This is a genomic window from Legionella cincinnatiensis, from assembly GCF_900452415.1.
GTDB lineage: Bacteria > Pseudomonadota > Gammaproteobacteria > Legionellales > Legionellaceae > Legionella > Legionella cincinnatiensis.
Genome location: NZ_UGNX01000001.1, coordinates 3,028,983 through 3,044,081 on the forward strand (window position 1 = coordinate 3,028,983; position 15,099 = coordinate 3,044,081).

Genomic DNA, 15,099 nt, shown 5'->3' on the forward strand with positions numbered 1-15,099 from the left:
ATTATTCCCAATCATTTTTCTTAGAAGAAACCCATTCCCCTGCTATCATCATTTGATGAGGTAAAGGATAGGCAAAATAATAACAAAGGGCGGCGCTGTCATCCGTAGACCAAAGCACTAAATCTGCTACCATACCAGGGGCAATTACTCCTACTTCATGTTGTATTCCTAATGCTTTTGCTGCTTGGCTCGTAACAGAAGCTAAAACTTCAGGAACAGTTAACGAAAAAAATTGGCAGGCCATACTCATCATTAAACGTAATGATGCAGTTGGTGATGAGCCAGGATTACAATCAGAAGCAACAGCGATATTCACAGCAGCTTGACGCAATAAATCAACCGGAGGTTTGTGTTTTTCACGCAGAAAATAATAGGCTCCTGGAAGCAAAACAGCAACTGTGTTTGCCTCTGCCATGGCAAATGCTCCTTGAGCATCAAGAAATTCTAAATGATCACAAGATAAAGCACCAAATTCGGCTGCAAGCTTGCTTGCGCCGAGATTGGATAGCTGCTCAGCATGACATTTTATAGGAAGACTTAATTCACGAGCGGCACTAAAAATTTGCTCTGTTTGCTCAAGCGAAAAGGCAATAGATTCGCAAAAAACATCCACAGCATCCGCTAAATTTTCTTCAGCTACGGCAGGTAGCATTTCTTGACAAATCATATCAACATATTTTTGACTGTTTCCTTTAAACTCAGGCCCAATTGCATGTGCCCCAAGAAAGGTTTTTCTAACTCTTAAACCCGTTAACTCACCTAAGCGTTTGGCCACACGTAACATTTTCACTTCATTGGATAAATCTAATCCATAACCTGATTTAATCTCAACAGTAGTCACTCCATCATCTCGTAGAGCTAGAATTCTTGGTAACGATTGCTTGAGCAATTCCTCCTCAGATGCTTCTCGGGTCTGTTTGACGGTGGATAATATCCCGCCCCCTTTTTTAGCAATTTCAGTATAACTTACTCCAGCAAGTTTCATTTGAAACTCAGACGAACGATTGCCTGCATAAACCAAATGAGTATGACAATCGATGAGACCGGGAGTAAGTAACTTTCCATGGCACTCTTCTTTGTGAGGTGATTGATAAAACTGGGGTGGCATTTGTTCTTGGGCGCCACACCACACTATAAGGCCGTTTTTAATTGCTACAGCTTGGTGTAGCAATTGATTTCCTTGAGCATCAATAGTTGATGCATTTAATAATAATTGATTGCAAGCAAGCATTAAAAATCCCAATGAAGAACTTGATGAGGAGGCTTGAGCCAAGCGTGGTGATGCTCAGTATCATATATATCCCATTCCTTAGATGCATAAGTTTTCTTATCGATATCTAATAAAAGCCATGTCAAAAATTCAGCAACTGTATCTGGGGAAATCAAGCGATTTTGATCTTTCAAGCTCTGATAAAAATTGATCCGTTCATAATCTGGATTAGTGCTACTTCGGGCTATCACCTGCATATGAGTATCAATTATTCCAGGCATAACACTCGCAAAAGCAATATCCGCGGACTCTAACTGCCAACATTGAGTCAGCATTGATAAAGCAGCCTTAGAGACACAATAAGCAGCCCAACCCCTAATAGGAAAATAAGCTGCTCCTGAACCAATATTAAGTACTCTTCCATGAATTAATTTATCATAGAGTTTTTGCGTCAGAAAAAGAGCCGCATTCAAATTGGTATTTAAAGCATGCTGCCAATCTTTTAGTTCAACTTCTCTTAAAGGGACTAAAGGATTTAAAGTACCCGCATTGTTGATCAGGGCCTCAATGTGAGGAACCTCAAATAAATAATTTCTAATAGACTCAAGCCCTTCAGAAGTTGTAATATCAGCACATACATATTGAATCTTTGCTGAAGTCGCTGCTGTTTCTTGCAATAACTGCTCTCGACGACCAACAATTAAAACAGATTGATCACGTTTTGCCAAAGAAAAAGCTAAAGACTTCCCAATCCCGCTTCCACCGCCAGTAATTACAAACATGATATCCTCTGCACATTTATTAATGTGTGCAAATGATACCAGACATTGACTAAACTTGGCATAATTTTATGCGTTCTTGCTGCAGAAAAGAACAGGTACATGATCAGGGTTGAATTAATGCAAAAGTTTCCTGATAGGACTAAAAAGCATACCTCATGTATAATACATAACTTTCTCAAGTTATTGCTATCGATTATGTGTCAAATTGAGATTGGCGTAAACATCATCTATCAAAACAGAGGAGGAATTTAATGTTTGAACATCTTTCCAATTATCACCAACCCAATCCTGCACTTTGGCAAGGCAGAAAAGATACAATAAAAGCGGAGCGATTTTTTCAAAAAATTATTTTTCCCAAACAACAAACAGATCTAATCACGAAAGAGAAAAAAACAATTTTCTTAGGGTTTGCTAGCGATGCTGGGGTTAAACGAAATCTGGGGCGACCCGGAGCAAAATTAGGTCCTGATCACATAAAAAGCCAACTGGCGAAATTACCTTGCTCTCTGGATAAGGAATTTTGGGATTTAGGAAACATTATGTGTGAAGAGGATGAATTAGAAACAGCCCAATCCCAATTTGCGCATTTGATCAGTTTTTGTCATCAACAAGGCCATCAAACCATTGCCTTAGGTGGGGGACATGAAATCGCATGGGCACACTATCAAGGACTAGCACCACATTACACTAAATTAGGTATTATTAATTTTGACGCCCACTTTGATTTAAGACCTTATCAGAAAAACCAACCAGGTACATCGGGCACCCCTTTTTCACAGATTGCTGCTTATTGTGAAGAAAACAACCAAAATTTTAAATATTGTTGCCTTGGCATTCAAAAAATGGGGAACACGGATTCTTTATTTCAACAAGCTAATGCACTTAATGTCCATTACCTCACTGCCGAAGAAATCTATGCCAACAGTTTAGCTTGGCATTTAGCTTTTCTTGATGATTTCATGCTGAATCTGGATCATATATATCTAACCATATGCTTAGATGTATTAGCAGAGTCTTTCGCTCCTGGAGTGAGTGCCCCACAACCATTAGGACTTACTCCATGGCAAATCCTACCTCTCTTGAAATACATTATTCAAAGTGGCAAAGTAGTAAGTTTTGATATTGCTGAATTGTCGCCGCCTCTGGATCAAGAACAAAAAACTGTTAGACTAGCGGCTCTTATTGTTGCAGAATTGATACATATAATTTAAGGAGTCAGTTTCATGAAGAATACGATACTCTGGGGTGTTCTTATCACTTTGATTGGTACTCAAGTACAAGTATATGCTGATGTTGCTCAACCATCAGCCCCAGCACCTAATGCACTTGCTAGTCCTCAAACGACACAAATGCCTCCACCAGCAGCCCAGAGCGGGCCATCACTTAATCCAGCACAGTCTACACCACCCCCTGTGATCAATTGTAACTATAAGATTCCACCTGAAACAAAAAAAATTGACCAATCACTTGTTATAACTTGGTCAGAAAAAGCGGTAACCCAAGCTTTTGACTTTGATCCAAATAACTTAGATGATCAATTACAAAAATTAGAAGCTTGTTTTACAGAACAAGGATGGACAGGTTTTAATACAGCACTCCAAAAATCAGGAAATCTAGAAGCCATCAAATCACAAAAACTTACTGTAAGTAGCCAAGTAATGGGACAAGCTGTTGTTACTGAAGCCAAAGAAAATCAATGGAAACTTAATTTACCGCTCCAAGTTGTTTATCAAAATGATAAGGAAAAAGTAACCCAACTACTTAGTATTGACGTGACTGTTGGTCGAAAAATAACTGGGGATTTGGGAATTGTGCAAATGATTGCTGCACCAAGAAATACTGAAAAATCGCCAAACTCAAATACAACAAGCACTACCCCAAGTAACAACAATGGAGCAACTTCCACAACCACTCCAGCTGCAACTACTCCTGCTGCAACTACTACTGGACAACCAACAAAACCGGCACTACCAGCAAACAGTCAATGATTTTTCGACATAAGACAGGCCTTCTTTTCACCAGTGAAGGGAAGGTCAAGCCAGATAATTCTCTATTTAATAGTAAGCGTTTACGTAATGGTGTCTTAAGGAAAACCGAGTTCTATTCTTCTGTAATCCGGGGGAATGTGGCAATAAATCCCCGGATTACGGCTTTGCCTAATCCGGGCTACACGTACTTAAGTCAATAATTCCCCAAAACGGTTATGCTGCTTGTTTTTTATGAACCCCATTTTCGTCAGGATAAGCCAAAACAATTACCTTAGTTCCAATTTGGAAGAAGTTTTCACTTAACCATTTAGCCGCACTCGGGAAAATACGGACACAGCCATGGCTTGATGGATGCTCAGGAACTTCGTATGCCGCATGGATAGTATATCCTTGATAAAAATAGGTACAATAAGGCATTTTTGCACCACCTTTTGTATCTACTGGGTATTCCCCGGAGCGACACTCAAGTCCTCTTCGATTATATACCTTAAAAGTTCCTGTCACTGTTCTACAGGATTGATTTGTATTTTCCTCACAAATATCTATCCCGGCTGAACCACCTCCAGTTAATAATCGATTTCCTTCTTCATCATATGCAGCCCATGCAGAGGCCTTTGGATCAAAAACGAATCGTCTTTCCCCTGTTGCGCTAATTTTCTTAGGAAAATAATCACGGCCACGCTTATCTTTTGTATAATGAACCGTTCTGTGAACATAACCTGCATCATCAGTAATTAAAGTGGATTCATCATATTCAACACATGCGGTTAATCCCAAGCATAATAACAATGCCCCAAACAACTTATTCATCTAAATTCTATCTCCGATTAATTTTAATTATGATTCTAATTTTCTGTATTTAATACGTGAAGGTCTATCCGCAGCATCACCCAAACGACGTTTTCTATCCGCTTCATAATCACTGTAATTTCCTTCAATAAAGGTTATTTGCGAATCCCCTTCAAAAGCCATTAAATGTGTGCATATTCTATCCAAAAACCAACGATCGTGGGAAATTACAATAACGCAACCCGGAAAATTGAGAATCGCATCTTCCAAAGCACGTAAAGTTTCAACATCTAAATCATTACTCGGCTCGTCAAGTAACAATACATTTCCACCACTTTTCAGTAACTTAGCCAAATGTACACGGTTTCTCTCTCCTCCAGAAAGTTGTGACATTTTCTTTTGCTGATCAGAACCTTTAAAATTAAAACGTCCTACATAAGCACGTGAAGGCATTTGAAAACTACCTACTTGCATAATATCATGTCCATCAGATATTTCTTGCCATACTGTTTTGTTGGAATCTAATTCATCACGTAACTGATCCACGTAGGCTAATTGCACCGTTTCACCGATACGAATAACACCGTTATCAGGTTCTTCTTGACCCGTGATCATTTTTAAGAAAGTTGATTTACCTGCACCATTTGGACCAATAATACCTAAAACACCTCCTTTGGGAAGTTTGAAATCGAAATTATCAATTAAAATACGATCACCAAATGATTTAGTAATTTTTTCTCCTTCGAGTACAAGATCACCCAATCGTTCACCAGGAGGAATATAAATTTCATTAGTTTCATTCCGTTTTTGGAATTCTTTAGAGTTCATTTCTTCAAAACGAGCAAGACGTGCTTTATTTTTAGCATGCCGTCCTTTAGGTGAAGTACGTACCCACTCTAGCTCTGCTTTAAGAGAGCGTTGGTGTGCATCCTCTTGTTTTTGCTCCATCTCTAAGCGTGCTTCTTTTTGCTCAAGCCAAGAAGTATAATTACCTTTATAAGGAATCCCTTCGCCTCGATCTAATTCTAAAATCCATTCAGCAGCATTATCCAGAAAATATCTATCATGAGTAATTGCTACTACCGTACCAGGAAAACCTTCAAGATAATGCTCTAACCAAGCTACAGATTCAGCATCCAAATGGTTTGTTGGTTCATCGAGCAATAACATATCTGGATTGGAAAGCAATAAACGACATAAAGCAACACGCCGCCGTTCACCTCCTGATAATTTTCCAACCACAGCATCCCAATCTGGTAATCGCAGTGCATCAGCAGCAACATCTAATTTTCTATCTAAATCCCAGCCGCCACCCGCTTCAATTTCATTTTGCAATTCACCTTGCTCCCCAAGCAAAGTATTCATTTCATCATCACTCATTGGCTCAGCAAAACGCATACTGATTTCATCAAAGCGCGCAAGTCTCTCTTTCATGTCTTTTACGCCCTCTTCAACGACCTCACGCACTGTTTTATCCAAATGAAGTTGTGGTTCTTGTTCAAGATAGCCAATCTTAATCCCTGCTTGGGGTCTAGCTTCTCCTTCATATTGTGTATCAACACCCGCCATAATGCGTAATAAAGTTGATTTACCAGAACCATTTAAACCTAAAACACCAATCTTGGCGCCTGGGAAGAAACTTAATGATATATCTTTTAATATAAATCGTTGATTTTCAACAATTTTGCTAACACGATTCATGGTAAAAATATATTGTGACATAACTACTCCGTCTTTCTTTAAACTTGTCTGTATAGCCAGGATGATGACTCAATCAATCTACCACTCAAGAATTACTTTACCTGATTGGCCTGAAGCCATAATTTGAAACGCATGTTGATACTCATCAATTGGAAAATGATGGGTTATCACTGGTGAAATATCCAAGCCACTTTGCAACATGGCGATCATTTTATACCATGTTTCAAACATTTCGCGACCGTAAATCCCTTTAATGACCAGCCCCTTAAAAATAACCTGATTCCAATCAATGGATGTTTCCTGAGGAGGAATACCCAACATTGCAACATGGCCACCATGATTCATAGCTTTCATCATGTCATTTAAAGCCATAGGATTTCCTGACATTTCAAGTCCTACATCAAATCCCTCAATCATTCCTAATTCAGCAGCCACATCAGAAAGTTTTTCATATTTGATATTTACTGCTCGTGTTACACCCATTTTTCGTGCTAACTCTAACCGATGATCATTAACATCAGTAATCACTACATGACGTGCGCCTATATGTCTTACTATAGCAGCCGCCATAATACCAATTGGTCCAGCACCAGTGATCAATACATCCTCTCCAACAACATCAAAAGCCAAAGCACAATGAGTTGCATTACCAAAAGGATCTAGAATTGAAGCCTGCTCTCCAGTAATGTTATCGGGAAGCACAATAACATTAGTAGCCGGTAAGGATAAATACTCCGCAAAACAACCTGGTCTATTTACTCCCACACCTAAAGTATTACGACAAAGATGTCGTTTTCCTGCGCGGCAGTTACGACAGAATCCGCAAGTGATGTGTCCTTCACCTGAAACTCTCTGACCAACACTGAGGCCTCGCACTTCCTGACCCACAGCAACGATTTCCCCATAAAATTCATGACCTACAGTCATAGGCACAGGAATCGTTGCTTGTGCCCATTCATCCCAAGAATAAATATGGATATCAGTGCCACAAATCGCTGTTTTTTTCACTTTAATTAATACATCGTTAACGCCATATTCCGGCATGGCGACTTCTTCCATCCAAATTCCAGGTTCCTTTTTCGCTTTGACTAATGATTTCATGAAGTACCTCAAAATAAGATCCTCTCTACCCTAATGAGAGAAGAAAGCGTTACTTAATGTAGCTCGATATAAAAAATAAGGTAATTTTTATATCGAACAGTTTTTTGGAACTAAATCCCATATAAATGCGGCACATCCTTGCTTAGCTAGTTTTAAGGAATAACGCTCATTCAGCAACATAAAACGCATTTTTATGCTTTTTATATGGAGCTTACGTTACTTAAATAACGGAAAATTCCTTACCTACCGTTTCAAATGCAGCAATCGCTTTATCCAAATGATGCAATTCATGGGCAGCCGACATCTGGGTGCGAATTCGCGCTAGCCCTTTGGGAACTACTGGATATGAAAAACCAACTACATAAATACCCAACTCTAATAAACGATTCGCCATACGCCCTGCTAGACTCGCATCACCCAGCATCACAGGAATAATCGAGTGTTCGCCTGGAATGAGTTTAAAACCTAAGCGAGTCATACCTTCGCGGAAATATTGGCTGTTACGCTTTAATTTTGCAGCCCAATGGTTATTTTTCATTAAATTATCTAAAACGATGCAAGAAGTATGTGCTATCACAGGAGCTAAGGTATTCGAAAATAAATAAGGTCTAGAACGTTGACGTAGCCATTCCACGATAGTTTTATCAGCTGCCGTATAACCTCCTGATGCCCCCCCTAAAGCTTTACCTAAAGTACCGGTAATGATATCAATTCGCTCACTGACGCCAAAATGCTCTGGGGTTCCTCGGCCTGTTTCACCCATAAAACCAACAGCATGAGAGTCATCAACCATAACCATAGCGTTATATTTATCGGCTAACTCACAAATGGCCGGGAGATTTGCCAAGATACCATCCATAGAAAAAACACCATCTGTTGCAATTAATCGAAAGCGCGCATTTTTGGCAGCCATTAACTGCTCTTCTAATGCCTTCATATCATTATTGGCGTATCGATAACGTGCCGCTTTACATAACCGTACACCATCAATAATACTTGCATGATTTAAGGCATCACTAATAATCGCATCATCTTCCCCCAGCAAAGTCTCAAAAAGACCTGTATTTGCATCAAAGCATGAAGAATAGAGTATCGTATCTTCTTTGTTTAAAAATTGGCTGATTTTCTGCTCAAGCTGTTTGTGTGGAGTTTGTGTCCCACATATAAAACGCACGGAGGCCATACCATAACCATATTGAGCCAATGCTTTTTGTCCTTCAGCAATTAATTCAGGATCATTCGCCAAACCCAAATAGTTATTCGCGCATAGATTTATTACTTCTTTATGATTTACTGTGACAGCAGCTTGTTGTTGACTGGAAATAACCCGTTCTGACTTATATAAGCCTTCACTTTTAAGCGTTTCTATTTCTGTTTGCAAAAAATCAATAAATTGCTCACGCACAGTATTCTCCTAAATATTGAATTTTCGTATTATAGCCTGAGGACAGTGAGGCGAAATTGAAACCCATTTCGCTATGTCCAAGCTACAAATCATAAGGAAACAACCCACTTTCAAAATAGGTTATCCTATTAAAAGATGCAGATCATAACAAACTTTAAACAGAGTAACCATGAAATTTAGGATTCAAACATTATTTCTTAGCACATGAGTTGATTTTTTGTTAAGATTGAGTCCAAGTTTTGAAAGTGCATTGGCCATTCGTTTCCGCCGCATTGTTTCGCAGTAAGTCTGCGGAATCCAAAAACCAATCAAAATATGGATCTCATGCAGGCATATTTAGATAGAAACAAAACTCAAGGAAATAAACTGGCCCAATATAAAATCTAAATAATCAACACGGTAGAACAAATGAGTTATCAAAGCGCGCGTATTAATATGGTCAAGCAACAACTTCGAACTGGTGATGTTTTAAACGAATCCATACTTGATTTGTATGAAGTACTACTCAGACATGAGTTCGTCCCTGAACAATTTACCCATTTTGCCTACTCAGATATGCAAATTCCACTGAACCATGACCAACGAATGCTTACTCCTTTAGAGGAAGGTCTAATTTTGCAAGCACTTAATCTCCAAGGTCATGAAATAGTTTTAGAAGTAGGTACAGGGAGCGGTTTCTTTACTGCCCTACTCAGTAAACTGTCTAAAAAGGTAATTAGTGTAGACTATTATGCTGATTTTACGGCTCAAGCAGAAAAAAAATTAAAGGTACATCATTGCCATAATGTAGAATTAATTACAGGCGATGCGAGTCGAGGCTGGTTGGAGAAAGCACCTTATGATGTTGTGATCTTCACCGGTGGATTAGAAAAAATAACCGAAACCGAAAAACTCCAAATTCTCCCTGGTGGTAAGCTATTTACCATATTAGGTAAGTCCCCTGTATTGCAAGGCAAATTATATGAACTAGACCATAATGAAAATTGGCATGAGTCCCTGCTTTTTGAAACAAATATTCCTTTATTGATCGACAAATCAAAATCCAAAGAGTTTGTATTTTAGGAATTAGATCAAATGAAAAAATTGCTGTTCTGCTCCCTCTTGGCTTTAGGTCTATTACCACAAGCATTTGCAACCGATCTAATGGATATTTATCATCAGGCTCTTGAAAATGATCCTGTGTTCAAGAATGCCTATGATACTTACATGGCTAATGCAGAAGCTCTTCCACAAGCACGTTCAGCACTACTGCCTCAAGTTGGGATTTCAGGCCAAGCAACTCGTAACTTTTTCCATGTGAATGATGGTTTTTTCACCATTCAAGACACCTATTATAATTCTAGAATGTGGCAAATTTCAGCCTCTCAAGCAATTTTCAATTTTCAAGCATGGGCAAAAGTACAACAAGCCAAAGCTTCTGTAAAAGCAGCCCAAGCTCTTTTTAATGATGCAGCACAAGATTTGATTCTCAGAACCGCAAAGGCCTATTTTGATGCGCTCTATGCCCAGGACACACTCAATTTTGCTGAGGCAAAAAAAAGAGCAAACAAACGCCAATACGATCAAGCCCAGCAACGGTTTCAAGTTGGGCTCGATCCTATTACTTCTGTTTATGAAGCAAAAGCCGCCTATGATCAATCTGTAGCTACCGTTATTGCTTCGCGAAATAACCAAATCAATCAAAATGAAAACTTAAGAAAATTAACCAATCATGTTTATGATTCGATAGTACCTTTACGTAACGGTAAAATCCCATTGATAAAACCAGAACCTAATTATGCCGATCAATGGGTGGATACAGGACTGAAGCAAAATTATAAGTTATTGTCAGCCAAATACAATCTTGAAGTAGCACGTGAAAACGTAAAAGCACTTTCTGCAGGAAACTGGCCTGTTATTTCACTGCAAGGAAATACAGCAGAAACAACAAATAGCTTAAATACTACAACTGACAATAATCCTTTATTACCCGCAAATCAGAAACAATCCACCGTTGGACTTGCTTTAAATTTTCCAGTATATCAAGGAGGCCTAGTTCGTTCTCAAACACGCCAAGCAAAACACAATTTTCAAGCAGCAAGCGAGCAAGTCGAACAGGCCTATCGAGAAGTAGTCGTAAACAGTCGTATTGCGTTTAATACAATCACCGATGGTATTAGTAAAGTTAAAGCAGACAGACAATCGGTTATTTCCCAGAGAAATTCATTGGATAGCACAGAGGCGCAGTTTGAAATAGGTACACGTACCATGGTAGATGTAGTCAATGCCCAACAACGCCTATTTGAAGCCCAAAATTTACTGGCTAATGACCAATACAACTTAATTAATGCCGTGTTAACGTTAAAATATCAGGCCGGAACATTAAATGCCAATGATCTGGAGCTAATCAATTCATGGTTAGAAACAACAAGGGTTAATGGATTCCCCACAACAGGAAATACCAAATAACAATTTTTATTTAACCCCACTAAATGAGTTTTCAATAATGTCCAATCCTTCCCAAGTTGAAAAAAAATTACTTCATTACACAGGTAAAGCCATTGCAGATTTTAATATGATCCAACGTGGTGATCGAGTTATGGTCTGTTTATCAGGAGGAAAAGACTCTTTTACCTTGCTTACCATTCTCAATCAATTGCGTCGTCGTTCAGGTAATAAGTTTGAACTTTTTTCGTTTACTCTCGATCAAGCGCAACCTGGTTGGAATGATTCTGCTTTACGTCAATGGCTTAAAGAGCGTTCCATTCCACACGAAATCTTAACTCGTGATACCTACAGCATCGTTAAAGAAAAAATCCCCGAAGGCAAAACCTATTGCTCTTTGTGTTCTCGACTGCGACGAGGCATTATTTATCGTTATGCAGAAGAAAATGGTTTTAACAAAATTGCTCTAGGTCATCATCGAGATGATCTAGTACGAACTTTAATGATGTCCATTCTCTATAATGGTGATATTCGATCGATGCCACCTAAGTTACTCAGTGATAACAAAAAACATATTGTGATTCGCCCATTATGCTATGTCCAAGAGAATGACATCATCACTTATGCAAAGGAACAAGCCTATCCTATTATTCCATGCAATCTTTGTGGTTCTCAAGAAAATTTAATGCGTAAAAAAGTAGCTCGTTTAATTGATCAACTTGCAGAAGAAAATCCTAAGGTTCCTAGTAACATCCTTCATGCTCTACAAAGCATCAAACCTAGCCAGCTTATGGATCAAAATATGTGGAATTTTAGAAATCTGGAACATGAATTAATCATTAATCAAGTAACTAATGCAAGTGAGGTTTTCAGTTCAGAAGAATTTGATACGGTAGATGAATAAAATTCAGTTCAAATTCGAACAAAAATAAAAAGCTCGAAGAATCATGCTCCAATGCATGTAGAGTTCTACAGCGCATCCACTAAGTTCTAGACAAGGTACAAGTAAAGTGAGGTGAAGGAGTGTACTCAAGTACATGACTGAGCCGAGCGAGCTTGCAACGATGTATAGGACTTAGTGGGCGGCGCTATATATAAATAAAGAAATCTTTTATATCGAGCGTTCCTCTTATCCTCTTCATATTTTTAAACATTTTTTGTATTAAAATAATCAAATAGATGTTTTTGTAGGCAAAAAGAAGGAATTAATCACAAAATCTTAACTAAAAAGAAACACTTTTATAACATTTTTGTAACATTTATGTTTTATTAAATATCACTTTAGTCTAAAATTAGAAAAAATTTTTTAATAAAATATTAAATTGCTCTTATAGGAATTTCTTCATGTTTACAAATACAACGGTTGACTCTCGTATATTTCGAATTTATACAAAGCGTTTTCTTAAATTTGATTTTGTCGCAGCCATAGTCGTATTTCTCGTGGCTATTCCTTTATGCTTAGGGATTGCTCTAGCTTCTGGTGCCCCTTTGTTTTCAGGAATTTTAAGCGGGGTTGTAGGGGGAATTGTTGTTGGTTGCTTGAGTGGCTCTCATGTCAGTGTGAGTGGACCTGCAGCCGGGATGGCAGCTGTCGTTGTGACAGCTATTGCTCATCTTGGTGATTTTAATTCATTTTTACTGGCGTTGATACTTGCTGGTTTACTGCAAATAATCATAGGCAGTTTTAGAGCCGGATTTATAGCAGATTACGTGCCATCAAACGTAGTGCAAGGTTTACTTTGTGCTATAGGAATTTTATTAATCATCAAACAACTACCACTTGCATTTACGCTGTCTGCAGATTTTAATGAACTTAAAACCCACTTATTGGAAACAACAGAGGAAATTACATTAAGTCCTATTCTCGCGCTCTATCATCACATCAACTCAGGAGCCATGCTGATTACCACAATTTCTTTGGTCACATTAATCTTTTTTGATTTAACAAAAAATAAAGTACTTAAGGAAATACCCGCACCGATTATTGTAGTGATCTTAGGCGTACTACTCAACGAATTCTTCCAATGGACTGACTCAAATCTTGCGCAAAATTCACCGCAATTAGTTAATATTCCCCAAACAAGCGACTTTCATGAGCTACTTAGCAAATTGGAATATCCTAACTGGTCTTCCTGGGCTAATCCTAAAGTTTATCTTTATGCATTTATTATTGGTATTGTCGCTTCTCTTGAGACTTTACTAAACTTCAAGGCTGGTGAAAAACTCGATAAAAAACGTCGTCATCCCTCTTCGAACCGTGAATTAGTGGCACAAGGTGTAGGAAACGTAACGGTAGGATTAATTGGTGGAATTCCGATCACATCTGTAATTGTTAGGACATCAATTAATATTCAAGCAGGTTCTAAAACCAAAATATCTAGCATTTTGCATGGCATTTTCATCTTATTTGCAGTGATGTTAATCCCAGGTACTCTAAATAAAATACCCTTGTCTTCCTTAGCAGCTATCCTGATGTACACCGGCTATAAACTCAATAAGCCCTCTATTTACAGGTCCATTTATGCACAAGGTTATGATCGCTTTATTCCATTTATAGCTACAGTCATTGGCATCATTGTCTTTAATCTTTTGATGGGTATTTTAATTGGATTAGCGGTGAGTTTGTTCTATATTTTAAAATCAAACAGTCAAGCACGTATCAATATTCTAAAGGAAATTCATCCTACTGGAGTCATCAATCGTTTAGTACTCCCACAACAAATGACTTTCTTAAATAAAGCAGCTTTAATTGCTGAACTTAATTCTATCCCTAAAGAATCACAATTAATTATTGATGCGCGTTATTCACAATACATCGATAAAGAAATTTTAGAGTTATTAAAAGAGTTTCAGGACGAACAAGCTCCTAATAAGAAAATATCCTTAAATCTTATTGGTTTTAAAAAACATTACAAAATTCATAACCATATTGATTTTATTAATGTAACTACATACGACGTACAATCCCATTTATCTCCTGCTGAGGTATTAAATATATTAAATGAAGGAAACCATCGATTTTTGAATGGTAATTTAATTCATCGCTCTAACCAATTGGATATTAAACATACAGCAAAAGAGCAACATCCTATCGCTATAGTTCTGGGCTGTATTGATTCCAGAGTCCCCGTTGAAACTATTTTTGACATGAGTTTTGGCGATATTTTTTGTGTGCGTGTTGCAGGTAATGTGGTCAATAATGATGTGCTTGCCAGTATCGAATATGCCTGCAGCGTAGTTGGGGTAAAACTGATCATCGTTCTTGGCCATACTCGTTGTGGTGCGATTCAGTCCGCCTGTGATGGAATAGAAAAAGGACATATTACCGAGTTATTGGAAAAAATAAAACCAGCTATTAATGCCGAAAATCAAACATCAAATGATCGCCATAGTAAAAATGATACTTTCGTTCATCATGTTACAGACTTAAACGTAGCTAATACCATGCAAAATATTTATAAACGCAGCTCCATTTTACATGACATGATAGAAAAAAATGAAATTGCGATGGTTGGTGCAGTCTATGATGTGCAAACAGGTAAAGTCCATTATAAAGACTATGTTTATGAATTAAATCAACTTGATGGAAAAGATAATTACCATTTAGCTTCTAAATTAAATGCCTTATTGAAAGAAGCTAAGATTCATATATAAATTTGTAGTTTAAGCGCAAAGCAAAATACTCCTTTTGCTTTGCTA

General features: G+C 38.0%; 12 protein-coding genes. 6 read left to right on the forward strand and 6 right to left on the reverse strand.

The annotated features are described in order from the left end of the window. Position 1 precedes the first annotated feature (1 nt). Positions 2-1,231, reverse strand: a complete 1,230-nt coding sequence (hutI, locus tag DYH34_RS13515) for an imidazolonepropionase (RefSeq protein WP_058464538.1) — start codon at positions 1,229-1,231, stop codon at positions 2-4. Continuing rightward, positions 1,231-1,992 (reverse strand): SDR family NAD(P)-dependent oxidoreductase, encoded by a 762-nt coding sequence (locus tag DYH34_RS13520; RefSeq protein WP_058464537.1) that lies wholly within the window; start codon positions 1,990-1,992, stop codon positions 1,231-1,233. The genes hutI and DYH34_RS13520 overlap by 1 nt, the downstream gene beginning before the upstream one ends. Before the next feature lie 251 nt (positions 1,993-2,243). Between DYH34_RS13520 and hutG the strand changes: the two genes are divergently transcribed. Continuing rightward, positions 2,244-3,203, forward strand: a complete 960-nt coding sequence (gene hutG, locus DYH34_RS13525; RefSeq protein ID WP_058464536.1) for a formimidoylglutamase — start codon at positions 2,244-2,246, stop codon at positions 3,201-3,203. A 12-nt stretch (positions 3,204-3,215) separates the two neighbouring features. Further along, on the forward strand, positions 3,216-3,980 hold the full coding sequence (locus tag DYH34_RS13530) for a DotI/IcmL family type IV secretion protein (protein WP_058464535.1): 765 nt from the start codon (positions 3,216-3,218) through the stop codon (positions 3,978-3,980). 213 nt (positions 3,981-4,193) lie between these two features. Here the strand turns inward: DYH34_RS13530 and DYH34_RS13535 are convergent, their stop codons facing one another. The 4 genes from DYH34_RS13535 to DYH34_RS13550 form a co-directional block, all read right to left on the reverse strand. Next, entirely contained in the window at positions 4,194-4,790 is a 597-nt protein-coding gene (locus tag DYH34_RS13535) for a L,D-transpeptidase (protein ID WP_058464534.1), read from the reverse strand. A 27-nt stretch (positions 4,791-4,817) separates the two neighbouring features. Continuing rightward, positions 4,818-6,491: an energy-dependent translational throttle protein EttA gene (ettA, locus tag DYH34_RS13540; protein WP_058464533.1), complete on the reverse strand. Its 1,674-nt coding sequence runs from the start codon at positions 6,489-6,491 to the stop codon at positions 4,818-4,820. Positions 6,492-6,548: 57 nt separating this feature from the next. Then, a complete protein-coding gene (tdh, locus tag DYH34_RS13545; RefSeq protein ID WP_058464532.1) occupies positions 6,549-7,571 on the reverse strand; it encodes an L-threonine 3-dehydrogenase in 1,023 nt (340 codons plus the stop codon). Between the two features lie 220 nt (positions 7,572-7,791). Further along, entirely contained in the window at positions 7,792-8,976 is a 1,185-nt protein-coding gene (locus DYH34_RS13550; protein ID WP_058464531.1) for a glycine C-acetyltransferase, read from the reverse strand. A 408-nt stretch (positions 8,977-9,384) separates the two neighbouring features. On the opposite strand from DYH34_RS13550, the gene DYH34_RS13555 reads away from it, so the two are divergent. The 4 genes from DYH34_RS13555 (at position 9,385) to DYH34_RS13570 (ending at position 15,054) form a co-directional block, all read left to right on the forward strand. Then, on the forward strand, positions 9,385-10,038 hold the full coding sequence (locus DYH34_RS13555; protein WP_058464530.1) for a protein-L-isoaspartate O-methyltransferase family protein: 654 nt from the start codon (positions 9,385-9,387) through the stop codon (positions 10,036-10,038). Between the two features lie 12 nt (positions 10,039-10,050). Then, positions 10,051-11,424 carry a TolC family outer membrane protein gene (locus DYH34_RS13560; protein WP_058464529.1) on the forward strand — a complete coding sequence of 458 codons (1,374 nt, stop codon included), beginning with the start codon at positions 10,051-10,053 and terminating at the stop codon, positions 11,422-11,424. A 37-nt stretch (positions 11,425-11,461) separates the two neighbouring features. Continuing rightward, entirely contained in the window at positions 11,462-12,304 is an 843-nt protein-coding gene (ttcA, locus tag DYH34_RS13565) for a tRNA 2-thiocytidine(32) synthetase TtcA (RefSeq protein WP_058464656.1), read from the forward strand. 440 nt (positions 12,305-12,744) lie between these two features. After that, the gene (locus DYH34_RS13570; RefSeq protein ID WP_058464528.1) at positions 12,745-15,054 is read left to right on the forward strand and encodes a SulP family inorganic anion transporter; all 2,310 of its coding nucleotides are present in this window, start codon (positions 12,745-12,747) and stop codon (positions 15,052-15,054) included. Positions 15,055-15,099: the final 45 nt, after the last annotated feature.

Bases quoted from the DNA above. Each gene is read 5' to 3' on its own strand.
- DYH34_RS13570 (WP_058464528.1), top strand. From the start codon at position 12,745: ATGTTTACAAATACAACGGTTGACTCTCGTATATTTCGAATTTATACA.
- DYH34_RS13555 (WP_058464530.1), top strand. From the start codon at position 9,385: ATGAGTTATCAAAGCGCGCGTATTAATATGGTCAAGCAACAACTTCGA.
- DYH34_RS13530 (WP_058464535.1), top strand. From the start codon at position 3,216: ATGAAGAATACGATACTCTGGGGTGTTCTTATCACTTTGATTGGTACT.
- hutG (WP_058464536.1), top strand. From the start codon at position 2,244: ATGTTTGAACATCTTTCCAATTATCACCAACCCAATCCTGCACTTTGG.
- ttcA (WP_058464656.1), top strand. From the start codon at position 11,462: ATGTCCAATCCTTCCCAAGTTGAAAAAAAATTACTTCATTACACAGGT.
- ettA (WP_058464533.1), bottom strand. From the start codon at position 6,491: ATGTCACAATATATTTTTACCATGAATCGTGTTAGCAAAATTGTTGAA.
- hutI (WP_058464538.1), bottom strand. From the start codon at position 1,231: ATGCTTGCTTGCAATCAATTATTATTAAATGCATCAACTATTGATGCT.
- DYH34_RS13560 (WP_058464529.1), top strand. From the start codon at position 10,051: ATGAAAAAATTGCTGTTCTGCTCCCTCTTGGCTTTAGGTCTATTACCA.
- DYH34_RS13520 (WP_058464537.1), bottom strand. From the start codon at position 1,992: ATGTTTGTAATTACTGGCGGTGGAAGCGGGATTGGGAAGTCTTTAGCT.
- tdh (WP_058464532.1), bottom strand. From the start codon at position 7,571: ATGAAATCATTAGTCAAAGCGAAAAAGGAACCTGGAATTTGGATGGAA.
- DYH34_RS13535 (WP_058464534.1), bottom strand. From the start codon at position 4,790: ATGAATAAGTTGTTTGGGGCATTGTTATTATGCTTGGGATTAACCGCA.